The sequence below is a fragment of the Nonomuraea angiospora genome (genome assembly GCF_014873145.1).
GTDB classification, from domain to species: domain Bacteria; phylum Actinomycetota; class Actinomycetes; order Streptosporangiales; family Streptosporangiaceae; genus Nonomuraea; species Nonomuraea angiospora.
In genome coordinates this window covers 453,039-476,410 of record NZ_JADBEK010000001.1, presented here as the reverse complement: position 1 = coordinate 476,410, position 23,372 = coordinate 453,039, and the positions used below count along the sequence as shown (strand labels likewise).

Genomic DNA, 23,372 nt, shown 5'->3' with positions numbered 1-23,372 from the left:
TCCTCGGCCCGGAACCGGCCCGCAGCCGGGCCATCACCGATCTGTGAAACTCGGGCTGGACAGTCGGACCCCGAGAAAACATTCGCCGAGCGATGCAACGTCTTCGCCCCTTCGACCGTCTGGGACGTGACTACCGAAGGGACAACAAGTGGATGACGAACCCGGCTTCGACGACTTCGTGGCGGAGCAGACGGACGCGCTGCTCCGCTACGGATACGTCCTGACCGGAAACCCTCATGACGCCGCCGACCTGGTCCAGGAAGCACTGGTACGGCTGTGCGGCGCCTGGCCGAGGGTGAGACTCAAGGACAGCCCGCACAGCTATGTCCGAACGACGATGGCACGGTTACACATCAGCATCTGGCGGCGGCGCAGGCGTGAACACCTCATCGGAGAGCCGCCGGAGCGGGTTCACCACGAAGTCTTCCCTCCCGGCGAGGACGAGGGTCTCTGGGAGGAGCTGGCCGCGCTGCCCCGCAGACAGCGTGCCGTGCTGGTGCTGCGCTACTACGAACAGCTCAGCGACGCAGAGATCGCCAAGGTGCTCGGCATCTCCCCCGGAACCGTCCGCAGCCAGGCCTTCCGGGGCCTGGACAAGCTGCGTTCCTCCCTCTCCTCCGCACCGGCGACCCACAGGAGCATGCGATGACCGAGCTGGAAGACAAGCTGAGCCGCGTCCTGTCCGGGGCGGCGCATCGTGCGCCGCAGGCGCCGCCCGGGCTGATCGCGACAGTCAAGACGCGCCATCGCCGGCGGCTGGCGCGGACCACCGCTGTGCGCGCGGTCGCGGCTGTGGTCCTGGTGGCGGGCGGGGTGGGCGTGGCGGTGAGTGCCCTGGGCGCGTCGGCCGAGCCGCGACCCGCGGTCAGCGCGACCGGCAGGCCCGAGCCGTCGGCGGACAAGATTCCGCCGCCCATCGAGAAGGTGTGGCCGCAGGCCGTACACAAGATCCCGGCCAAGTTGCCCGACGGCCGTACGTACTACCCGCAGCTGCTCCTCGACGATCGCACGCTGCTGGTCATGACGGGCGCCAGTGACGGAAAGCGTCAGTTCCTGTGGAGCTACGACCTGGGCACCGGCCGGCCCAGGCAGATCGCCGAGATCCCCCCGACGAAGGGATCGGCGATCTTCGCCGACGGCGTCGCCGCCGGTGGCGGCAACATCGTCTGGTGGGCGTCCTACAAGGAGGCGGGCAGCCCGCGGGTCGCCCGGATCTGGACGGTGCCGGCCACCGGCGGCCGGCCTCGGCCGGTGACTGACGTCCCCCTCGGAAACGTCATGGAGCAGGGACACATCAACGGGCTGACGGTGACGGGCTCGGACGTGGCCTTCGCCTACGAGAAGGGCGGGGTTTACCGGGTGCCGCTGAGCGGGGGCTCGCCGCAGCCGGTGAAGGGCGCCGAGCGGCACCACATCCTGCAATGGCCGTGGGTGGGCGTCCACCGCGGAAAAGCGATCTTCCGCGAGCTGCTCAACGTCGAGACCGGTGAGCGGCGCGACGCCGTGGTCAAGGCCGACGAGGAGGTCAGGTGCGGCGTCGACCGGTGCGCGGGCGTGGCGGTGCGATACAAGACCGTCAAGGTCGAACGCCCCCGCAACCGCTCCGGCAAGGAGATCAAGTGCGGCACTCGCCGGTGCCCGGACACGGTGCAGAGCCAGACCATCCTGCGTAGGTTCGTCCGCGACCGCGACGGCTCCCACGAGCGCGAACTGCCGAGCACCTTCCAGCGCGGCGACGACGCCGGCCTGGAGCGCTTCTTCAAGGTCACGTTGAGGGGTCCGGGAAACCAGGATGTCCTGGCGCTGTACGACGCCGAGACCGGCAGGTCCGCCGATCTCGGCATACGGCCGGACGCGAAGGGAGGCATGGCGATCCCGGACGGCGGCCTGGACCGCCTGATGACCTATCCGATCAAGAACGAGATGTACGTCCTGGACCTGGCCGCGATCAAGTAGGGGCGCCGTGCCTGACGCCACCCCACCATCCCTCTTCTCGCGCGTCAGGCGCGTCAGCCGGCGCCGGGGCCGGCACGCCTCGTAACCCCCCTCATCTCCTGGACCAGGAGGATGACATGCGCTTTGTGGATACCCCGGCTGTGCCGGAGCCGGACGACCGGGAGGCGTGGCTCGCCTACGCCGGTGAGCTGACCGAGGCCGGCGACCCGCGGGGCGTGGCGATCTGGCAGGAGCACCGCTGTGAAACCGGGGGTGGGGACCCGGCCGGGCCGGCCACGGCGTACACGGAGGTGAAACGGCAACTCGGACTGGACGGGCTGCGGGACGACGGTTCCTGGCAGTTCACCTGGTCCCGCGGCTTCATCGAAACCGCGCGCCTGTATCGCCCCGGAGGGTACGAGCGCGGCCCGCGGGCTCGGCAGTCGACGGCCAGGCCGGGGCCGGGGGCCGCGTGGCCGGTTCAGCCCAGGTCGAGTTTCGCCAGTTCCGCCCAGTACCACGGCACGACCTCGCGCCCGGCGTCGGAGCGGGGGTCGGACCAGTCTCGGATCCATTCACCGAGAATGCCGAGGAAGGAGTTCGGGATGCTGCCCGCCTGGATCACGCGCTGGATCCCGGCCTCGTGCGCGGCCAGGCTGGTGCCACCGACCGCGTCGGTGACGACCATGGTCCGATAGCCGTCGCGCTGGGCGTGCACGACAGGGAAGGCGAGGCAGATCTCGGTCCATAACGCGGCGAAGACGATGTTGCGGCGCCCCGTCGCTCTGATGGCACGGCGTACGGGTTCGTCCTCCCAGGCGTTCATGTTCATGCGGTCGTACTCGGTGAGGGTGGGCACCTCCTCGCGCAGGGAGGCGATGGTGGGGTGGTTGACCCCCGCCTTGACGCCCACGGTGGTGAGCACGGTGGGGATCTTGAGCAGGCGCGCGATCCGGGCCAGGGCCTTGATGTTGAGCTGGAGCAGGTCCTTGTTCATCGAGGCGACGCCGTTGACCATCTCGGGTTGGTAGTCGATCAGCACCAGCATCGAGTTCTCCTGGCTGAACAGCGGATTGGGCTCGCTACTGCCGCTCTCGGCGAACGCGGTGCCGGCCAGGGCGGGGGCGATCGCCGCGGCGGCCCCGACAGCACCGGCGGCGCCTGCGGTGAGAGCCTGCCTGCGGGTTGGATTGCTCATGTCGAAATCCTTTGCTTGAGGAAAATTGAATCTTTAAGTAGAAAGTAGCCCCGGGGACGTCTAGGAGCCGTAGATGACCCGTATACGTGCTGCTGGAGCAGCATCAGCCACGGTGGTCCGCGAGGCCTCAGCGAACGCTGTGGTCGGTTGGGACCTTCGGCGGTAGATGGCACGGAACCTTTGGTCAACCTCGGCCGGATTCCCCGCGTCGTATCCGTTGTGGATCTTGCCAGGCGCCGGAGGCCGCGTATCGCGGCCGCGGCCGTCACCCTGATGTTCACCCTCGGCGTCTTCGATCAGTTGAAGACGCCCGCCCTGCCGATGCCGGCACGGGCAGCCGCCTCGGTCGAGGAGATCGCCGACCGGCTGCGCGCGCTCCTCGACGACGACGTCACCTCCGCTCCCTACGTCACGCTCCCGGGCACCCCCCCTTCTGGCGTGGTGCTGGCCGGAGAGCATGGAGACACGGATGCCGCCCGAGGGCGTGCCCGCCTACAGCGGCGAGCTGCTCCCCGCGGGGATGGACGAGCCGCTGGAGGTGCGGTTCTGGATCACCTCCCCCGAGGCGGCGGTCCGCGCGGTCGCGGCGGCTCGCCGGGGCACCGAGGAGTGCGGGCGTTCCGACGGTGACGTGCTCAAGAACGTGGCCGGCTTCAACCAGTGGGGGTGGCGTGGCGTGCAAGCCCTGGTCACCATGGACGGCTGGACGGAGTTCGGCGACCCGGGCGCCGGGGCGACGATCGTGGCGGCACGTGGCGGGCTGCTGGCGGAGGTGACGTGGGCCTGGCCGTTCGAGGTGGACGGCGAGCCGGACCCGCTCGTACTGCGCCAGGGCACGGCGTCGGCCACCGCCGTGCTGGCCGCCGTCGGCGGCGACCCTGCCGGCTCCGCACCCGTCACCACCTCAACGCGGTCGGCCGCGGCCGCGGTGGCCACGGCCCTCCCCCCTCCGTCCGCGTACGGCAAGGACCTGGTGTCGTGGCCGCGCCCAGGGGATGGCCCCCTCTCGCACGAGTTGGTCTGCCAAGACCCCTTCTTCGAGCAGAACGCCTACGCCGGTGCGCCCGCCGTCACCCGGCGGCTGATCGGCGAGGTCTCCGTTCGTGAGGATGTACTGTTCCTGCCCGATGAACCAAGCGCCGAAGAGGCCCGCGTTCGGCCGCTCACCGCCGGATCAGAGATCCCCATCGCGAACGGGCCCCTACCCTGTGGCTCCGAGGACGCGAGGTCCTACAGCATCGCCCCTCGCCGCGCGCCATTCACCCGGGGCCCGTGGACCGGCGAGATCGAGACCTTCGCCATAGGCCGCCCTGATCTGCGACGCCGGCCGTTCGACCACGACTCCGTGGCGCACGTCGCCGTGGCCGTGCGTCATGGCTCCACCATGGTCTATCTCCGCTGGCAGGCATCGGACCGGCCTGACCCGGCCGCCGCTTTGCGCGCGGGTCGCGCCGCCCTCACTCGCACGCTCGACCGCCTGCCCACAAGCGACTGAAGCCGTCCCCGTCGGTTCACCGTGATCAGCGCGTCACCGCCGAACCGGCGAGGTATCAGTCTAGGGCTGGGGCGAGGGAGGGCCGTCGGGCAGGTCGCGGTCGGTGAACATGGCGATCAGGCGGCGCACCGGCATGCCGGCCTCGGTGGGGTAGCGGAATTCCAGGTCGCCGTTGAGGGTGTAGCGGTTGTGGCGGCCGACTCGTTCGCGGGTGAGGTAGCCGGCGTCGTGCAGGTCGTTGACGATGCTCTGCACGGTGCGTTCGGTGATGCCGATCCACGAGGCGATCTCGCGTAGCCGCGCCTCGGGGTTGCGGGCGATCTCCAGCAGCACGCGGGCGTGGTGGGTCAGGAAGGTCCAGGCCGGGGCCTCTTGACCAGGCTGCATGGCGCTCACACTTTCAGACCATAGTGACGGGCGGTGTCGGGTCAGTAACTGGGCAAGAGTTTACAGTGAAAGACCTTTCATGTAATCCTCTTCAGGGTTTACGGTTGAGAGCACCACTGAAGCACGTACCGATCGAGGAGCGGATACGCGATGTCTGAAAAGGCGGTCGGCCGCCACGCCGAGGACCTGGCCGCGCGGATGACTGACGTGACCCCCCTGCACCTGAGCGGCCGAGCCCTGATCGGCGGCACGCTCATCGAGGTGGCGGGCGAGGTGGATGCCGCCACCGCCCCGCAGCTGACCGCCTACATCGAGCGTGAGCATCCGGACGCGGGCCTGGCCCTGGTGCTGGATCTGTCCGGGGTGAGTTTCATGGACAGCTCCGGCCTGCATCTGCTCGTCGAGCAGCACAACCGTCAAGCTGAGCATGGTTCCGGCCTGCACGTGGCGGCCCCGCACGAACGGGTGAGGCGCCTCCTGGAGATCACGGGCGTCGGCCAGGTGCTGCACACCCATTCCACGCTCGATCAGGCGCTGCTGGCCGCCGATCTGATCGATCCCATGCCTCGGTCCGCGGCATGACCTGACGGAACGACCCCCGAAGCCGCAGCCTGGTCGTGGCCGTGGTGGCGTACATCCGGGGAGTGAACGCCGTAGATGCTCCCCGGGTTCGCCGAGCGCGGCGCGGGCGGCCGCGTGTCCGGTCGCCGGCCGGCCGAGGTGGCCGTCGGCGTAGGTGAGGCGGTGCAACGGGGCGGCCCGGCCGAGTTCTCACCCGGTGGCGTGAAGGGGTTCCCTCGTACGGGGGAGGCGCGCCCTGACCCCCTGACGGGAGCCTTGCGGGGTTACGCGGGTTCGGCGTCTGGAGGTCAGGTGGCTGCTTCGTTGCGGGTTCGGTGGGCGGTGTATCTGCTGCTGTGCGGGCTCGTGCCGTGGGCGGGGGTGAAGACGGTGTGGACTCTTGGCGGTGATGCCCTTGGGGTGAACGGGGAGGACTGGCTGCGGGGGGTCGAGAGCGATGGGGATGCCGTCTATCAGGCGTTGGCGGCCGTCGGCATCGATCTGACCGTGCTGGCGGCGCTGCTTGGCGTGTTCCTCGCTCTCGGGCTGGTGCATCGGTGGGGAATGGTCTTCCCGCGGTGGACCCTGCTTCTCGCCGGGCGGCGGGTGCCTGCCTTCCTGCCCCTGGTTCCGGCCTGGGGGGTGGGGCTGTGCCTCGGCGGGTACGGGGTGGTGCTGCTGGTCCTGGTGCCGCTCAGCCTTGCCGGGGTGATCGCGCGGTTCGCGCCACCGGCGCCGTTCACCAGCAGCGGGGACGTGACCTGGATGATCTTGTTTGGCGGGCTGGCCTTCGGAGGGCTCGGGGGCGCCCTCCTCGTGGGGGCGTGGTCCTACGGACGGCGTGTGTCTGCGGCGAAGCGGGCAGCCGCGAGGACTGGCCGGCGCCTCGAGCGACCCGGGCGGTGATGGGCGATGGCGGGCGGTGACGGGGCAGGCCACGACCGTCCGCCGAGACTTGGCCGAGCCTTTCCCTCGGCATTGTCATGACCCAGGACCGTTTCACTACTTTGGGGGTGTGGGCACCTATTTGTCGAAATTGCGCCCGCGGTCGATTCGTGGGCGGCTCACGATATTGAGCGTCGTCTGCACGCTGCTGGTCCTCATACCCATGGCCCTGATGATGAGCAAGATGATCTCAGAGGCGATCGCCGATCTGGCCTGGCAGGACACGCAGCAACAGGCGGTGCTGGCGGCGGCGGCCGTACGCGCGGGTGTCCTGCCTCGCGCGATCCCGCGGTCCGTGCCCGGGGTCGATCTGCTGCAGGTCGTGAGTCCCAGCGGGCAGGTGCTCTCCGCGTCCCCGGCGGCCGACGTCGAGCCGATGGCGAAGCTGGTGCCCTCTTCCGGCGGTTCGATGCAGAACAGCCAGACCTGCGCCAACCCCGCGCCCGGCTGCCTGCGCATCACCGCGCTCCGGGTGGACGGGCCGAAGTCCCCGATCGTGTACGCCGCCGAGCGCACCACAACGCTGACGTCCACCACGTTCATCGACTCCATCGTGGCGGCGCAGGCGGCCGTCCTGACCGCCGGCGTCGGGTGGATCGCCTGGGAGGTCACCGGGCGCATCCTGCGACCCATGGAGGCCGTCCGGTCCCAGCTCGCCACGATCACCCTCAACCATCTGAGCGATCGCATCGCCGAGCCGGAAGGCGACGACGAGATCGCCAGGCTGATCCATACGCTCAACCAGACGCTGCTGCGGCTGGAGCGGGCCACCCACGAACAGCGGCGGTTCGTGGCCGACGCCTCGCACGAGCTGCGCACCCCGCTGGCCGGGCTGCGGGTCAAGCTGGAGGAGGCCCAGATCCATCCGCAGGGCCGGGACGTGGACGCGCTGCTCACCGAGACCTTGGGCGACGTCGACCGGCTGCAGGCGATCATGGCGGATCTGCTCATGCTGGCCGGGCTCGGGTCCGGCGCATCCAGGGTGCGCGAGAAGGTGGACCTGAAAGACCTGACCCGTACGGAACTGGGCCGGCGCGCCGATCGGATCCCCGTCCAGGCGAACCTGGCGGAAGGCGTCACGGTGGAGGGGGTGTCCAGCCAGCTCACCCGCGTGCTGACGAATCTGCTGGACAACGCCCAGCGGCATGCCCGCGACAAGATCGAGGTCGAGGTGCGCCGCGACGGAGGGCAGGCCATCATGGCGGTCCGCGACGACGGCCCCGGGATCCCCGAGGCGGATCGCGAGCGCGTCTTCGAACGGTTCACCCGGCTGGACGCGGCCCGCAGCCGCGGGCACGGCGGCACCGGCCTGGGCCTGGCGATCGTCTCCGACGTCGTACGCTCCCACTCGGGGGCCATCGAAGTCCTGGACTCCCCCTACGGCGGCGCCTGCTTCGAGGTGCGCCTTCCCCTCGCGCCTTAGCGCCGCGTTCCGCGGAAGGGCATGGACCGACCGCCCTGGAGAGATGGCAGGGAAGGCGGGGTCATCCGCGACGGCCGGAGCCGAGGTTGGCGGCGGCGAACCGCTCCGCCGTCGGCGCGCGTTCGGGGTCGGTGAGCCATTGCGACGCGAGCCCGACGAGCAGGGCGAGGTAGTGTGATCCGGCCGCCTGCACCTCGCCCGGATCGCTGTCCGGCCCGAGGCCGGCGAACGCCCGCGCCAGCGATGCCCGCGCGAGCTCCTGACCGCCGGCGATCATCCCCCGGATCTCTTCGTCCTGCCGCGCGGACGCCACAGATTCGAAGTTGACGAACCACAGCGACCGGTTGGCCTGGATCGAGTCGATGATCCGTCCCCACAGCGCTTCCTGATCGCCGGGCCGCGTCCCGGCGGCGTCGCCGGGTTCTTCGAGCACGGCGAACAGCAGCTCGCCCCACTCCGTGTTGAGATCGCGCAGGGCCCGCGTGAGCAGTTGCTCCTTGGACCCGAAGTGGTAGTTGATCGACGCCTGGTTCGCCCCCGACGCCGCGACCAGGTCTCGCACGGTGGTGTGCGCGTACCCCTTGGTCAGCAGGCAGTCGCGGGCGGCCAGCAGCAGCTTGTCCTTCGCACTCACATGCCCTACCGTATCAAATAAACGTTCGTTTTAGATGTTTGTTTAAAACAACCATTTAGAGAGGTTCCATGACCCCGTACGCCACCGCCGCGCCCGCGCGACCAGTGCTTCGCATCCGCGGTCTACGCTGCGAGTACCCGGGAGAGGCCGGGCCGGTCCATGCCCTGCGCGGCGTCGATCTCGACGTCGCGCGGTCGTCCTTCATCGCGATCATGGGACCGTCGGGTTCCGGCAAGACCACCCTCCTGCACTGCGCCGCCGGGCTGCAGCGGCCGACGTCAGGCTCCGTGGAGTTCGACGGGCAGGACCTTGGGTCGCTCGACCAGACGCAGCTCACACGGTTGCGCCGGCGCCGCGTCGGGTTCGTCTTCCAGTCGTTCAACCTCCTGCCCGCGCTCTCGGCCGTCGACAACGTCGAGCTCCCCCTGCGCCTGGACTCGCGGGAGACGGCGCCGGCGCGCACGGCCGACCTGCTCACCCGCGTGGGGCTCGCCAACCGGGGCGGCCACCGCCCGCACCAGCTGTCCGGCGGCCAGAAGCAGCGCGTCGCGGTCGCGCGAGCGTTGATCACCGACCCCGACGTCGTCTTCGCCGACGAGCCCACGGGCGCCCTCGACATCCGCAGCGCCGGGGACGTCCTGCGGTTGATGCGCGAACTCGCGGACCACGGCCAGACGATCATCATGGTCACGCATGATCCGGTCGCCGCCTCCTATTCCGACGCCGTCCTGTTCCTCGCCGACGGCCGGATCGTCGATCATCTCCCGCGCCCCACCGCCCAGCAGGTCGCCGGCAGAATGGCCGTCCTGGTCGAATCGGCCGAACAGGCCGCCAACGACGCGGCGGCGAACCGATGATCAAAATCGCCATGCGCTCCTTCGCGCATCACCGCGCCGCCGCGACCGCCACCGGCCTGGTCGCGCTCGTCGGCACGATCCTGGTCACGGGCATGATGAGCCTGCTCGGCACCGGGCTGGCCCCGAGCACGGCCGCCGCCGACCGCGCGTTCCTGGTGCAGTTCCCGCTCATCATGGGCGGGTGGGCGGTCGCGATCGTCCTGTTCGCCATGGTCTCGACGATCAGCGTCGCTCTCGGCGGCCGGGCCGGGGAGATCGCGGGCATCCGTCTCATCGGCGCCAGTCCTCGGCAGGTGCAGCAGCTGCTCGCCATCGAGACAGCGGCCGTCTCGTCCGTCACGGCGCTCCCGGGCCTGGCCGGCGGCTACCTCGTCGGCTGGATCGTCATGCGGAGCATCCATGCCGCCGGGCTCACAGACGCGGCCTCGGTCTTCGCGCCCGGCGTGCTCCTCCCGGTCCTCGGCATGCTCGTCGTGCTGGCCGCGAGCGTACTCGCCGCGTGGCTGGGCAGCCGCGCCCTCGCTCGTCGCAGCCCGGTGGCCGACGCGGCTCCGCCCCCGCGCCGTCGTACCGTACGGCGTCCTGGACGGGGCCGCCGAATCGCCGCGACGATCACCATCGCCGCCGGCCTGGCCTCATCGGCCGCGGTCCTCGCCATGGACCCGGCCGACGTGCTCACCACCGCGATGACCGGCCCCGGCTGCGTACTCGTCGCCGCCGGCCTGTGCCTCCTCGCCCCGGAGCTCGTCGTCACGGCGAACACCACGCTCGGCGCCTTCCGGCGAGCGCGGATCACCGCCCCTTCCCGCCTGGCCGCGATCAACCTCGCCGTGGCCCCGGACCGGGTGCGGCCGACCGTGACGTTCCTGACCCTCTTCGTCGGCGTCGCCGCGGGCACGCTCAGCATGCAAGGCATCGAGAACAGCGCCGGCACGGCCGGCGGCACCGCCCAGGTCCTCGCCTCGATCAACTACTTCGTCGTCGCCCTGATCGCGGCGTTCATGGCCATCGCCCTCACCAACAACCTCGTCGCCTCCATCACCCGGCGCCGCTCCGAGTTCACGGCCATGTCCCTGATCGGCGCGACCAGCGCCCAGACGCAGCGCATGCTCGTACGCGAGATCGGCGCGGCCACCGCCGTCAGCACCGTGGCCGGAAGCGTGGGCGCGTTCGTCACGGTCCTGCCCTTCGCCATCGTCAAGACGGGCAACCCCCTGCAGGCCGCGGCGCCCCTGCCCTACGCCGTCACGATCGCGGCCGGGATCGCCGTCACCCTGGGCGTCACGTCCGTCGTCGGAAGGCGCGTCATCCGGGGGGCGTGAGACCGGGCCCCGGCGAACCGCGCTTTCGGCGAAGCGTTCGGTCAGCGCCTTCGCCCTGCGGTGATCGTAGGGTGCGCGGAGCCGTTCGGCCGTCCGCATGGCCCCTTCCGCCGCCTTGAGCGCGGCCTTGCGCCGTCCCCCGTGGGCCAGGACGAGGGCGCGGGCCCAGCCGATGCGGGCCGCGGCGCCGGGGTGGCGGGACTGGAACGCGGCCAGGTGCCGGTCGAGCCGGCGAGCCGTGGCGGCGTCCGGGGGCAGGGACACGAGCAGTTCGGCCAGGCCGGACCAGCACTCCAGCATGCCGCGCCGGCCCGCCGGCAGGCGGGCGGCCAGTTCGAGCGCCGTGGTCAGCGCCTGCCCCGGCTCGACCCGCCCGAGGCGGGCCGCGGCCGTGAGCAGGCGCATCTCCTGGATCACCGGCATGACCGTGCCGTCACGCAGGCCGAGTCGCCGCTCCTGGGAACGGCGGCGGTCGGTCGACGCGCGGGCCGCCGCCAGCACCTGCCCGATCCGCTCCGCGCTCGTCCCGTCGAGGCGCAGCAGCGCCTCGACCTGCCCGATCAGGCACCAGTGGCGGCCGAGGTCGTCGCCGCCCACCCGCCTGGCCGCCTGCTCCGCCGTGTCGGCGAACAGCTCCGCCGCCTGCTCGAAGTCGCCGCGCCACAGGGCCGTCTCGGCGAGCATCCCCGCGCAGTTCTCCGCCACCCGGGGGTCGACGGTCCTGGCCCGGCACTCGGCGAACGAGGCGCGCGCCGCCTCGAAGTCCCCGGCCGCGAGCAGGTCCAGGCCCCTGGCCAGGCGGGCGCGGCTCGCCGGCTCCGTCGGGTGGTCGAGGTCGCGCAGCGATCGATCGGCGAGGGCGCCGTAGCGGGTGGCCAGGCGATGCCGTCCGGCCAGGCGGGCGATGGTGGCGAAGTTCGCGTACGCCTCCGCGCGCAGGGCCGGGTCCGGCGTCCGGTCGGCGGCGTTGAGCTGGCGTAACGAGGCGGCCAGCATGGTGAGCAGGTCCTGCTGGTGGTAGGCCTGCCGGGCCAGGAACGTCAGCGCCTGCGCCACCTCGGCCTGCGCCGAGGCGCCTGAGCGACGGACCGGCAGGGCGCGGTCCAGGAGCCGGCGGATCGGCAGGCCCCGGCGCAGGAGCCGGCGGATCGGCACGGCGCGGTCCAGGAGCCGGCGGATCGGCAGGCCCCGGTGCAGGAGCCGGCCGGCGGCGGCCGCCAGGACGGCGGCGGCGAGGCCGGGGCGGGACGTCGGGAGCGGCGCGCCTATCGTGTCGAGCGCCGCCCTGGCCAGGCGGGCGGACTCGCGCTCCCTGGCCAGCTGGTGCTCGCTCACACCCGCCATCCGCAGCCACCGCGCCCGAAGGCAGGGAGCCTCGCGCGTACGGGCGAGGTGCCGCAGGACGACGGCCCCGGACTCCTCGTACAGGCGCAGGCGCAGGCACAGCACCCAGTAGTGGTCGAGGAAGCCGGGCCGGCCGGACACCGCCCAGGCCAGCCGGATGTTGTCCATCTCCGCGCCCAGCACGCGGGTGACCTCGGCGTCGGAGGCGTCCTGGAGGGCGGCGGCGTGCCGGTCGAGCAGGCGGGCGAAGTGGGCGGCGTGCCGTTCGCGCACCGCGCGACGCTCCGGCGGGTTCAGGTGCCCGGCGGCGAACTGCCGGATGAGGGGGTGCAGGACGTAGCGGCCGGACGGGGTGAGCCGGATCATGCTGTGATCCACCAGGTGGACCAGCACGCGCGGCGTGGTCCCGGCCACCTCCAGCGCGGCACGCAGCGTGCAGCCGCCGCCGAACACCGACAACGCCGCCAGCGCCGCTCGCCCGTCCGGGTCGAGCAGCCGCCAGGAGGTCTCGAAGACCGTGCGCATGCAGGCGTGCCGCGACCGGGCGGCCGGCCCGTAGGCGGACAGCAGGCCGGCGTCCACGCCGAGGCGCTGGGCCAGCTCCGCGAGCGGCACCGCGCGCAGCAGGCCGGCCGCCAGCTCGATGGCCAGGGGCAGGCCGCCGATGGCGGCGCAGATCGCGGCGACCTGGACGGCGTGCGGGCCGGGGTCGAAGGCCGGTTGCGCCCGTACGGCCCTGGAGGCGAACAACGCCTCGGCCTCCGGCCCCGGCAGGCCCGCCACCTCGAACGTCACCTGTCCGGGCACGTCCGGGCGGCGCCTGCTGGTCGCGAGGATCCGCACGCCCGGAGCGGTGCGCAGGATCCGGGCGATGACCGGGTCGAGGGCCGGCAGGTGTTCGAGGTTGTCCAGCACGAGGAGCTGCTCGCGGCCGGACAGGGCGGCCAGCAGCAGGTCAAGGGCGGGGCGCCGCGGGGAGAGGTCCACGCCGAGACGCCGGGCGAGCGTCGTGACGGCCGCCTCCGGGGCCACTCCGGCGAAGGACACGAACGCGCACGACGGCGCGGCGGTGGCGATGGCCAGGCGGGTCTTGCCGACGCCGCCGGGGCCGAGCAGGGTCACGAGGCGTTCGCGGGCCAGCAGCGCGCGCAGTTCGCGGATCTCGGTCTCCCGGCCGAACAGGTCGGTGCGGGGTACGGGCGGCGCGGCCCGGAACCGCCGGCCGGCGTCCGCCGCCTCCAGCGCTCGTACGGGGGTGACGAGCCGCCGGCGGACGGCCGCCGTCTCCGGCGCCGGCTCCACCCCCAGCTCGTCGGCCAGGCGCCGCCGCAGGCCGTCGTAGCAGGCCAGCGCCGCGCCCCGGTTCCCGGCACGGGCCAGCGCCGTGATCAGCAGCCGGTGCGCCTCCTCGTCGTACGGATCCAGCCCGGCCACCAGCTGCGCCAGCCGTACGAGCTGGTCGGGCGGCGCGGACCCGGCCCGCAGCAGGAGCTCGCGCAGCTGCAGCCGGGTCCGCGCGCGCTCCGACTCCAGCCAGCCGCCGAAGGCCGGGGCGTCGCAGAACCACACGCCGTCCATGAAGTCGCCGCGCCACAAGCGCAGCGCCTCGGCCACGGTCGGTGTCTGGGCCAGGCGCCCGTGATCGACGAAGCAGCCGTCGCCGGCGCGGAAGCGTACGTGCTCGCGGGTGATGTCCAGCCACCCGCCCACCTCCTTGCGCAGCTCCGACAGCGCCAGACGCAGGCTGCCCCGGGCGTTGGCGTCGGGCCGCTCGCCCCACAACAGCGCGGCCAGCTCCGGGCGCGGCCGCGGCCCCGGCGTGGCGGCGAGGTAGCAGAGCAGCGCCCGCGTCTTGGCGGCGCGAATGCCCACCGGCCGCCCTCCGACGGCCAGCTCCGGCGGGCCGAGCAGCAGCAGGGTCAGCGAGTCTCCCATAGAAGCCGCACAGTAGGCGCGCCCCGGCCGTGCGGCTGTGCCAAAAGGCGCACATGGAGCGTGCTCTGTGTCACTGACCTGGGCTCTCACGATGCGCTCACGATGCGCTCACGCTGCCTGCCCCACGCTGATGCCGCGTTTCGCGACAGGAGCGCAGCGCACGTCACACCAAGGAGAAAACAGGATGCGCACTCACAAACTGATCCCCGCGCTCGCCCTGACGGCGGCCCTGGCCGTGCCGGCGGCGCTGGCCGCGGCCCCGCCCGCCGGCGCGACGGCCAGGGCCGCGACGTGCCGGGTGGAACTGGACTACATCGACGCGAACAACGTGGACGAGTCCGACAACGTTGACGAGATCCGGATCAATCTCGGCGGGGTCATGTATCCCGCCGGCAACACCTGGGTCAACATGTGGACGGGCGCCCGGGCCTACACCGCTTCCTTCGGCAGCCCGAGCGCCACGATCAGCTCCGCCGGCTCGGCGCTCTTCAGCCTGCGCGAGGTCACCCCGCCGTGGGTCGGCAGCGGCACCAACCTCGGCTCGATCACCGCCCAGGGCTCGGTCTGCGCCACGCTCTCCACGGGGCAGTCGGTCGGCCTGACGAAGACCATCACCGGCACGGACGACACCTACTACTCCTACTACATCAGGCTCGAGATGACCGGCCTGTAGCCGTGACCGAGATGCGCCCATTCCTGATCGAATAGGCCCCCTCGATCTTGTCAGGCCTCCCGGATTGCTCGATAGTGACGGCAAAGCGATCAGATTCGGTCGGGAGTCGTCATGAGATCAGGCCCCTTCCAGCGCATCGCCGCCGCCGCGATCCTCGCGGCGGCGATGTCAGCCGTCGCCCCCGCTCCGGCGGGGGCGGCGCACGACACCCGGATCAAGGCGGTGACCTCGGGGAACGCCCGCTTCCAAGTGCTCTCCCCCACCCTGATCCGGACCGAGTACGCGGGCGGCGGCAAGTTCGCCGACGCGCCGACGTTCAACGCGGTCGGCCGCGACGCGTTCGCGCCCGCCTCCTTCACCTCCAGCACGTCGAACGGCTGGCTCACCATCAGGACGAGCGCGCTCACCCTGCGCTACCAGGTCGGCTCCGGCCCGTTCACCACGCGCAACCTGTCGGTCAGCCTCAGGACCACCACCGCCGCGCCGTGGCAGCAGCTGACCTGCTCCGCCGGAGCCCTGTGCGAGGCGGAGGACCTGTCGTACAGCGGCCTGGCCGTCGCCACCGACCACGCGGGGTTCACCGGCGCGGGGTTCCTGGCCGGGTTCGAGGGAACGGGTAACTCCCTGGCCGCCGACGTCGAGGTCACGGCCGCGGGCGCGTACCAGTTCGCCCTGCGCTACGCCAACGCGGTGGGCGGCGACGGCCAGCACACCACCCGCACCCTGAGCCTGTCGGTGGACGGCGGCGCGGCCCGGACCGTGACGCTGCCGGCGACCGCGAACTGGGACACCTGGGCCCTCACCACCCCCGCGCTCCAGCTCGCCGCGGGCCGCCACACGATCGCGCTGACCCGCACGGCGGCGGACTCCGGCAACGTCAACATCGACAGCGTCGCCCTCCTGCAGCCCGGCGCCGCGTACCCGCCGACGTCGGCCAGGGCGACCGTCGACTGCGCGTACGGGGTGAGCTGCGAGGCCGAGGCGGGCAGGCCGGCCGGCACGGCGAAGGTGGCCGAGGACCACGCGGGCTACGCCGGCAGGGGGTTCGTGGCCGAGCTGAACCAGGGCGCCGGCGTGGCCGCCAGGCTGGTGAACGTCCCCGCCGACGGCACGTACACGCTGCACGTCCGGTACGCCAACGGCGTCGGCGGCGACGGCCTGCACCAGACCCGCACCGCCACCGTCACGGCGGGCTCCACCACGGGGCAGCTGAGCTTCCCCACGACGGCCGACTGGGACACCTGGGAGACGGCCTCCCTCCCGGTCACCCTCAAGGCGGGCGCGAACGACATCGCCCTGAGCTGCCCGAGCGCCTGCCGCGTCAACCCCGACACGCTCGCCGTGACCGCCGCCGGCGCGTCCGCGCCCCCGCCGCACCTTCCTCTCGGCGGGTACCGGCGCAGCCTCGACAACGTGAACGGCGACAACGGCGCCCCGCCGACCACCCCCGGCCTGCTGCACAAGGACGGCTGGTACCTGCTCGACGACACCCCCTCGGCCCTGTACGACCCGGCCACGAGGACGGTCACCCAGCGTCCCGCGCAGCGGCCCTACCAGGACGGCTACTTCTTCGGCTTCGGCCGCGACCACAAGCGGGCCCTGGCGGACCTGGCCACCCTGACCGGCCCGCCCGCGCTGCTGCCCCAATGGGCGTACGGCGTCTGGTACTCCGAGTACATCGACCGCACCGCGGCCGACTACCAGAACACGATCCTGCCCAGGTTCCGCTCCGAGGGCGTCCCCCTGGACGTCCTGGTCACCGACACGGACTTCAAGTCGCCGAACACGTGGAGCGGTTGGCAGATCGACCGCGCGAAGTTCCCCGACCCGAAGGCCTTCTTCGACTGGTCCGCCTCCCAGGGCCTGCACAACACGCTCAACACCCACCCCAGCATCGTCGCCGACGACCCCCAGTTCGCCCAGGCGCAGGCCACGGCCAAGGGCAAGCTCCGCAGGGGCGGCTGCGCGGGGGCGGCGGGGCCGGACTGCCACACCTTCGACTGGGGCGACCCCGACCAGCTCAAGGCGTACATGGACCTGCACAAGACGATGGACCAGCAGGGCAACGACTTCTGGTGGCTCGACTGGTGCTGCGACGCCTCGCAGTCCTCGCTGCCCGGCGTGACCCCTGACGCCTGGATCAACCAGCAGTACGCGGCGGCCAACGGCGGGTTCGTGATGTCCCGCGCGTACGGTTCGCTGCAGACCGGCTCGTACGCCGGCCGCTCCGGCCTGCCGACCGGCCCGTGGGCGGACAAGCGCACCACGCTCCACTTCACCGGCGACACCTCCTCCACATGGGGCACCCTGCGGGTCGAGGTCGGCTCCACGCCGGCCGAGTCGGCGGCCACCGGCATGGCGGCCATCAGCCACGACATCGGCGGCCACAACGACACCACGGGCCTGCCGGGCTCGGAGACCTACCTCGCCAACGGGCAGACCAGGCGGACCACCAAGCTGCCCGACGACCTGTACGCCCGGTGGGTCCAGTTCGGCACCTTCCAGCCGATCGACCGCCTGCACAGCAACCATGGCGACCGGCTGCCCTGGCAGTACGGGAGCGCGGCGAAGGAGTCGGCCAAGAAGTTCCTCAACCTGCGGGAGAGCCTGGTGCCGTACACGTACACGCTCGCCAAGGAGGCCAACGCCACCGGCGTCCCGATCGTCCGCCCGACATATCTGGAATATCCTGAAGAGGAGGCCGCCTACGCCGCGGCCGCCACCCAGTACTTCTACGGCCCCGACCTCCTGGTCGCCCCCGTCACCACGCCCGGCGCCACGGCCACGACCTCGGTGTGGTTCCCGCCGGGGCAGTGGACCGACTACTTCACCGGCCAGACCTACAGCGGCGGCACGACCCGGAGCATCACCACCGGCCTCGACACGATGCCCGTGTTCGTCAGGGCCGGCGGCATCGTGCCGACCCGGACCGCCAAGGACACGATGACCGTCAGCATCGCGGCGGGGGCCTCGGGCTCGGTCGCGCTGCACGACAGGACCAGGATCCGGTACACGGAGTCGGGCGGGCGGCACACCGTGAAGATCACCGGCAGGCCGACCGGCCACCGGTGGACCCTCTCCCTGCGCAACGCGGAGCCGCCCACCGACCTGCCCGCGAACGCCTACCGCTACGACAGCGCCACCCGTACCCTGACCGTCACGCTCCCCCGGCGCGACCCGGTCACCTTCACCTATCGCTGACGCCCCGCCAGGCGTGAACGCGAATGGTCGTATCGGCAGATACACAGTGATGCACTGTCGACGATCAGGAGCTTCACCTTGCGTAAAGGAGTCAGAACGGCCGGGGCGTTACTGCTGACCACGGCCGCGCTCACCGCCCTGCCCGCTGCCCTGCCCACCGGCCTGCCCACCGCCACCGCGCAGGCGGGGCAGCGGAGCGCGGCCGGGGCGGAGGCCCGGAGCGTCACCTTGGTCACGGGCGACCGGGTGACCGTCTTGGGCCCGGACGCCGTGCTCGTCCAGCGGGGCGAGGGCCGCGAGGGGGTCATGTTCCACACCCGCCAGGACGCGGGCCGGTTACGTGTCGTCCCCGACGACGCGCTCCCGCTGCTCAGGGCCGGACGCCTCGACGAGCGGCTGTTCGACGTGACCACGCTGCTCGAATACGGGTACGACGACCGCCGCGGCTCGCTGCCGCTCATCGTCACCGGGGCGGAGCGGCCGGCCTCCCTGGCCGGCGGCCGGTCCGCCGCGCTGCCCGCCGTCGGCGGCTACGCCGTGCAGGAGGAGCGCGCGCAGGCGGCGCGGTTCTGGCGGGACCTGGCGGGATCCACCGGCCGGGCCGGGCTGCTCGGGGCGCGCGGCAAGGTCTGGCTCGACGGGCTCAGGAAGGTGTCGCTGGACCAGAGCGTCAAGCAGATCGGGGCGCCCGACGCCTGGGCCCGCGGCCACACCGGGAAGGGCGTGAAGGTGGCCGTGCTCGACACCGGCGTCGACGCGACCCACCCGGACCTCGCCGGCAAGGTCGTGGCCAGACGCGACTTCACCGAGGAGCCGGACGAGCGCGATGTCGTCGGCCACGGCACGCACGTCGCCTCCACCATCGCGGGCAGCGGGGCCGCCTCCGGCGGGCGCTACCGCGGCGTGGCTCCGGACGCCGCCCTGCTGGACGGCCGCGTGTGCGAGTCCGTTCTCTGTTCCGAGTCGGCGATCCTGGCCGGCATGCAGTGGGCGGCCGAGCAGGGCGCCCAGGTCGTGAACCTGAGCCTCGGCATCGCGGACACGCCGGAGACCGACCCGATCGAGCAGGCGGTCCAGACGCTGACCGAGCGGTACGGCACGTTGTTCGTGGTGGCGGCGGGCAACATCGGGGACGACCGGTCGGTGTCGTCCCCGGCCAGCGCGGAGGCCGCGCTGGCGGTGGGCGCGGTGACGAAGTCCGACGAACTCGCGTCGTTCTCGAGCCGCGGCCCCCGCGTCGGTGACGGCGGGCTCAAACCGGACATCACGGCCCCCGGCGCGGAGATCACCGCGGCCCGGAGCAAGGACAGCCCCGGCAGCGGCTCCTACGTCGCCAAGTCCGGCACCTCCATGGCCACCCCGCACGTGGCCGGGGTCGCGGCCCTGCTGGCCGGTGAGCATCCCGGCTGGAAGGCGGGCACGCTGAAGGCCGCCCTCATGGGCTCGGCCAAGCCCGGCCCCACCGTCAACGTGTACGGGCAGGGCGCGGGCCGGGTGGACGCCGCTCGCGCGACGCTCCAGAACGTGACCGCCGAACCGGCCGGCATCGGCTTCCCGCGGCAGGAGTGGCCGCACGGCGACGACGAGGCGGTCACCAGGAAGCTGGTCTACCGCAACCACTCCGACACGCCGCTCACCCTCACGCTCGGCATCCGCGCGGGCGAGGCGTTCACGGTGTCGCCCGACACGATCGTCGTGCCCGCGGGCGGCACGGCGGAGGCCACTGTCACCGCCGACACCAGTGCCGGCGGGCCTGACGGATTCCTCGGCGGGTACGTCGTGGCCTCCGGCGCCGGCGGTGTCAGCGTGAGCACCCCCGTGGCGGTGGAGAAGGAGGTCGAGAGCTACAACCTGACGATCAGGCACACGAACAGGGCGGGCGTTCCCACCGGTGACTTCGAGGCGAGCATCGTCCGGCTGGACGCCGAGGCTCCGCCGATCGTGCTGTTCGGCGGCGCGGAGACGACCACGCTGCGGCTGCCCAAGGGCAGGTGGCTGTTCGACACGACGGTGCTGAGCGAGGACGGCGTCACCCTGCTCGTCCAGCCGGAGCTGCGACTCGACGCCGACCGGACGGTGGACGCCGACGCCCGGCTCGGCCGGCCGCTCGACGTGACCGCGCCCAGCGCCGACGCGAAGCTGGAGCTCGGCCAGGTCGTCTACCAGTGGCGCGGGCCCGGCGGCACGCCGCTGAACAGAGGATGGCTCGGCAGCCGGTTCGATCGCATGTTCACGGCACAGCTCGGGCCCGACCGTGACTACGAGGGGCTGCTGACCATGGTGGCGGCTCACTGGGCGGGGGCCGACACGTACCGGATGGCCTGGTTCGAGCGGGGCAGGGTCGTGACCGGGTTCCGGCGTGACACGACGCGGGAGCGGCTGGCCACCGTACGCACCGACTTCGCCCGCCATCTGCCCGACGCGACCGCCAGAGCGGCGAGCCGGGCCTGGCCACGCGACGGGAAGATCCCGACCTGGCTGACTCCCGACCCCGTCATCACTCCCTCGGTGCGGACGGAACACGTCAACACCGGGGACGGCATCCGCTGGCAGCGTTACCTGTGGGAGTACGGCGCGGACGGCCGGGTGAACCAGTTCGAGTCGGCCTTCCACCGGTACCCGCCGGGCCGGGTCACGACGGAGTGGTGGAACCGCGGCGTCTTCGGCCCGTCGTTGCCGGCGGGCGACCAGGAAGGCGGCGCCGTCTCCCGGGTGGGCGACGTGATCTCGGCCGACCTGTGGATGTTCGGCGACGGGCGCGGCTCGCTCGGCTGGTCCTCCCGCGCCACCGAGCACCTGACCCTCTATCGCGACGGCGAGCGCGTCGGCGAGGCGGCCACCCTTCGGGCCCGTTTCGAGGTGCCGGCGGGCGAGGCGGGATACCGGCTGGTGGCCGAGGCCGAGCGCGGCGCTCCCGCGGTGCTCGGCACGCGCGTGTCGGCCGCGTGGACGTTCCGTTCGGCGACCGCCCCCGACGGCACCGTACGGCTGCCGGTCTCCGTGGTGACGTTCACCCCTGCGCTGAACGCGGAGAACGCCGCGCCCGCGGGCCGGCTCTTCACCGTGCCGTTCTCCGTGCGCCCGCAGCCGGGCGGCTCGGCGGGACGCCCCCGGGAGACGACCGTCGAGGTGTCCTACGACGACGGCGCCACCTGGGCGAAGACGGAGGTGAAAGGCTCACGGGCGGTGCTGCGGCATCCCGCGGGCGACGGATTCGTGTCGCTGCGGGCCAGGTCCCGCGACCTGGCGGGGAATACGGTGGAGCAGACGGTGATCAGGGCTTACCGGATCGTCGCGACGGGCTGAGCCCGCAGGAGCCACGTTCAGAGCTCGCCGCCCCGGCGCCATCGGGGTGGGCGAGCTCTCGGGCGTCAGGGCGGCGAGAAATCTGGGCCGCACCGGCATAGATCGGCCTGCCGCTCGCGTCCTTGCCCGTGAACGTCGCGAGGAGGACGGGTGGATCCAGGATTTGAGGCGGACTTCCGGAAGTTCGTCATCGACCGATCGGGGGCGTTGTTCCGCACCGCCTACCTGCTGACCGGTGACCGGCACACCGCCGAGGACCTGGTGCAGTCGGCCCTGGTCAAGACGGCCGCGAAATGGCGCAGTCTGCGCGATCCGGCCGCCATCGAGGGATACGTCCGCCGGGTCATGTACCACGAACAGGTGAGCTGGTGGCGGCGGCGCTCCCGCGTCGCGGAGGTCTCCACCGGGCAGCCGCCCGAGCGGATCGACGCCGGGCACGCCGACGTCGCGGACCTTCGCCTGGTGATGCGCGCGGCCCTGGCCCGGCTCACTCCCCGGCAGCGGACCATGCTCGTGCTCCGCTACTTCGAGGATCTCTCCGAGACCGAGATCGCGCGCCTGCTCGGCGTCCGGGTGGGGTCGGTACGCAGCCAGATCTACCGCTCGCTGGAACGCCTGAAGAAGGCGGCGCCTGAACTGACCACCGTGAGGGAGTTCGGATGAACATCGAGGACATACTGCGCGAGACCCTCTCCGACATGGCCGCCGAAGAGCGGCCGCCCTCGCCGGACCGGTTCCTGCGGCTCCAGGGGCGCCGCCCCCGTCGCCGGGGCCTCGCGCTGGCGACGGCCACGGCCGTCGCCGCCATGGTGGTGGGATCCACCCTGGTGGTCCAGCAGATCTCGGCGCGGGCCCCCGGCGACACCGTCGCGCGCCCGGCCGCCTCGCTCCAGGCGGGGGTGACCGTCAACGTGGCGGCGGGGATGCGGCTCTCTCAGCTGTTCAAGGAGCTGTCGCGGCTCACCGGCAGGCCGGTTGCGGAGTTCGAGCGGGCCGCCAAGGACGGGACGGCGCTCGGCCTGCCGTCCTACGCCGGGCGGACGCTCGAAGGGTTCGCCTTCCCCGGCGCCTACGAGTTCTCCCCCGCCGCGAGCCCGGCCGAGATCCTGCGGCCGATGGTGGCCCGGTTCGAGGCCGCCGCCGAGGCCGCCGGCCTGGCCGACGGCGCCAGGCGGGCCGGCAGGACGCCGCTGGAGATCGTGACCATCGCCAGCATCGTCCAGGCGGAGGCGGGCAGGGACGAGGACATGGCCAAGATCTCCCGGGTCATCCACAACCGGCTGAACCGGAAAATGCTCCTGGAGGTCGACAGCCCGCTCCTGTACGGCCTGAACAAGTACGGCGTCGAGGCGACGCTCAAGGAGATCAGGAGCCCGACGCCGTACAACACCTACCGGCGTCGGGGCCTGCCGCCCGGCCCCATCGGCAGCCCCGGGGCCGAGGCCATCAGGGCCGCGCTGCACCCGGCCCGCGGCACCTGGCTCTACTACATGGCGACCGACCCGAAGGAGCGCGTCATGAAGTTCGCCACCACCGAAGCGGAGCGCATCGCGCTGATCGAGGAGTACCGCAAGAATCTCAAGGACAGGTGACCGGCGCCGGCCAGGGGCGGTCGTTCATGGGCGCGTCGTCGCGGGGTCGAACAGGTCCGGGTTGAAGGTCTCCCGGATGAACAGGGCCGGCAGGGCGCTGCCGGGGTCGATGACGAGGTACCACCTGGAGACGGCGGCGCGTCCGGGACCCCAGGAGTCCAGGCCGAGCCCCAGCGGGTGGCGCTCGTGCGGCTGGGGCAGGTGTGGTCCCAGCGGCGTGTCGCACGAGCGCAGCAGCCGCTCGGCCCAGGGCAGCCGGCCGAGCGGGGCCAGGACGAGGTTGCGGGAGACCTGGTGGCGCGCGACGGCGAGCGTGGTGCGGCGGACCAGGACGGGAGCCGCGGCGGGCAGGCCGAGCGGCGCGGCGGCCTCGGGGCACGTCCGGTCCACGGCCGCGCGGGACACCTCCATGGTGTGGACGTTCACGCGCTCGTCCAGGAGGCGTTCGAGCAGGCAGGTGGTGCTGCCGGTGTGGGAGAGGAGGGCTCGGGTCCGGGGGTCGGTGAAGAGCTCGGCGCCGGCGGAGCGCGGCGTGATCGTTCGGGGCTTCATGGGAACCTCGCG

The 23,372-nt window shown here is 72.2% G+C and carries 18 protein-coding genes and 1 pseudogene; 13 read left to right on the top strand and 6 right to left on the bottom strand.

Annotated elements, in window-relative coordinates; genetic code table 11:
- Positions 1-148 precede the first annotated feature (148 nt).
- Positions 149-649 (top strand): SigE family RNA polymerase sigma factor, encoded by a 501-nt coding sequence (locus H4W80_RS02115; protein WP_192783503.1) that lies wholly within the window; start codon positions 149-151, stop codon positions 647-649.
- Complete coding sequence (locus H4W80_RS02110) at positions 646-1,956, top strand: TolB family protein (RefSeq protein WP_192783502.1); 1,311 nt, start codon at positions 646-648, stop codon at positions 1,954-1,956. The genes H4W80_RS02115 and H4W80_RS02110 overlap by 4 nt, the downstream gene beginning before the upstream one ends.
- Before the next feature lie 460 nt (positions 1,957-2,416).
- Here H4W80_RS02110 and H4W80_RS02105 read toward each other — a convergent pair whose 3' ends face one another.
- A complete protein-coding gene (locus H4W80_RS02105) occupies positions 2,417-3,133 on the bottom strand; it encodes an isochorismatase family protein (RefSeq protein ID WP_192783501.1) in 717 nt (238 codons plus the stop codon).
- A 469-nt stretch (positions 3,134-3,602) separates the two neighbouring features.
- Here H4W80_RS02105 and H4W80_RS02100 point away from each other — a divergent pair, with 469 nt between their 5' ends.
- Positions 3,603-4,628 carry a hypothetical protein gene (locus H4W80_RS02100; RefSeq protein WP_192783500.1) on the top strand — a complete coding sequence of 342 codons (1,026 nt, stop codon included), beginning with the start codon at positions 3,603-3,605 and terminating at the stop codon, positions 4,626-4,628.
- A gap of 60 nt (positions 4,629-4,688) precedes the next feature.
- On the opposite strand, the gene H4W80_RS02095 is transcribed toward H4W80_RS02100, so the two are convergent.
- Positions 4,689-5,015: a helix-turn-helix transcriptional regulator gene (locus H4W80_RS02095; RefSeq protein ID WP_192793217.1), complete on the bottom strand. Its 327-nt coding sequence runs from the start codon at positions 5,013-5,015 to the stop codon at positions 4,689-4,691.
- Between the two features lie 150 nt (positions 5,016-5,165).
- On the opposite strand from H4W80_RS02095, the gene H4W80_RS02090 reads away from it, so the two are divergent.
- From H4W80_RS02090 to H4W80_RS02080, 3 genes are all read left to right on the top strand, one after another.
- Positions 5,166-5,597 (top strand): STAS domain-containing protein, encoded by a 432-nt coding sequence (locus tag H4W80_RS02090; RefSeq protein WP_192783499.1) that lies wholly within the window; start codon positions 5,166-5,168, stop codon positions 5,595-5,597.
- Between the two features lie 321 nt (positions 5,598-5,918).
- A complete protein-coding gene (locus H4W80_RS02085; protein ID WP_192783498.1) occupies positions 5,919-6,482 on the top strand; it encodes a hypothetical protein in 564 nt (187 codons plus the stop codon).
- A gap of 223 nt (positions 6,483-6,705) precedes the next feature.
- Positions 6,706-7,944, top strand: coding sequence for a sensor histidine kinase (locus H4W80_RS02080; RefSeq protein ID WP_192783497.1), 1,239 nt, complete (start codon positions 6,706-6,708; stop codon positions 7,942-7,944).
- A gap of 61 nt (positions 7,945-8,005) precedes the next feature.
- On the opposite strand, the gene H4W80_RS02075 is transcribed toward H4W80_RS02080, so the two are convergent.
- Complete coding sequence (locus tag H4W80_RS02075) at positions 8,006-8,578, bottom strand: TetR/AcrR family transcriptional regulator (protein WP_192783496.1); 573 nt, start codon at positions 8,576-8,578, stop codon at positions 8,006-8,008.
- Positions 8,579-8,646: 68 nt separating this feature from the next.
- On the opposite strand from H4W80_RS02075, the gene H4W80_RS02070 reads away from it, so the two are divergent.
- Complete coding sequence (locus tag H4W80_RS02070; protein WP_192783495.1) at positions 8,647-9,435, top strand: ABC transporter ATP-binding protein; 789 nt, start codon at positions 8,647-8,649, stop codon at positions 9,433-9,435.
- Between the two features lie 28 nt (positions 9,436-9,463).
- On the opposite strand, the gene H4W80_RS60020 is transcribed toward H4W80_RS02070, so the two are convergent.
- The gene (locus tag H4W80_RS60020; RefSeq protein WP_225966520.1) at positions 9,464-9,709 is read right to left on the bottom strand and encodes a hypothetical protein; all 246 of its coding nucleotides are present in this window, start codon (positions 9,707-9,709) and stop codon (positions 9,464-9,466) included.
- On the opposite strand from H4W80_RS60020, the gene H4W80_RS64320 reads away from it, so the two are divergent.
- The gene (locus tag H4W80_RS64320; RefSeq protein ID WP_378526044.1) at positions 9,609-10,757 is read left to right on the top strand and encodes an FtsX-like permease family protein; all 1,149 of its coding nucleotides are present in this window, start codon (positions 9,609-9,611) and stop codon (positions 10,755-10,757) included. The genes H4W80_RS60020 and H4W80_RS64320 overlap by 101 nt on opposite strands.
- Before the next feature lie 2,616 nt (positions 10,758-13,373).
- Here the strand turns inward: H4W80_RS64320 and H4W80_RS64315 are convergent.
- Positions 13,374-14,036: pseudogene (locus H4W80_RS64315) on the bottom strand (AfsR/SARP family transcriptional regulator); the annotation flags it as partial.
- Between the two features lie 184 nt (positions 14,037-14,220).
- Here H4W80_RS64315 and H4W80_RS02060 point away from each other — a divergent pair.
- The 5 genes from H4W80_RS02060 (at position 14,221) to mltG (ending at position 22,808) form a co-directional block, all read left to right on the top strand.
- Entirely contained in the window at positions 14,221-14,709 is a 489-nt protein-coding gene (locus H4W80_RS02060; RefSeq protein ID WP_192783493.1) for a hypothetical protein, read from the top strand.
- A gap of 111 nt (positions 14,710-14,820) precedes the next feature.
- Positions 14,821-17,910, top strand: coding sequence for a TIM-barrel domain-containing protein (locus H4W80_RS02055; RefSeq protein ID WP_192783492.1), 3,090 nt, complete (start codon positions 14,821-14,823; stop codon positions 17,908-17,910).
- A gap of 78 nt (positions 17,911-17,988) precedes the next feature.
- Positions 17,989-21,216, top strand: a complete 3,228-nt coding sequence (locus tag H4W80_RS02050; RefSeq protein ID WP_192783491.1) for a S8 family serine peptidase — start codon at positions 17,989-17,991, stop codon at positions 21,214-21,216.
- Between the two features lie 150 nt (positions 21,217-21,366).
- The gene (locus H4W80_RS02045; RefSeq protein ID WP_192783490.1) at positions 21,367-21,879 is read left to right on the top strand and encodes a SigE family RNA polymerase sigma factor; all 513 of its coding nucleotides are present in this window, start codon (positions 21,367-21,369) and stop codon (positions 21,877-21,879) included.
- Positions 21,876-22,808: an endolytic transglycosylase MltG gene (mltG, locus tag H4W80_RS02040; RefSeq protein WP_192783489.1), complete on the top strand. Its 933-nt coding sequence runs from the start codon at positions 21,876-21,878 to the stop codon at positions 22,806-22,808. The genes H4W80_RS02045 and mltG overlap by 4 nt, the downstream gene beginning before the upstream one ends.
- A 24-nt stretch (positions 22,809-22,832) precedes the next feature.
- Here the strand turns inward: mltG and H4W80_RS02035 are convergent, their stop codons facing one another.
- Complete coding sequence (locus tag H4W80_RS02035) at positions 22,833-23,360, bottom strand: hypothetical protein (protein ID WP_192783488.1); 528 nt, start codon at positions 23,358-23,360, stop codon at positions 22,833-22,835.
- Between the last annotated feature and the right edge of the window lie 12 nt (positions 23,361-23,372).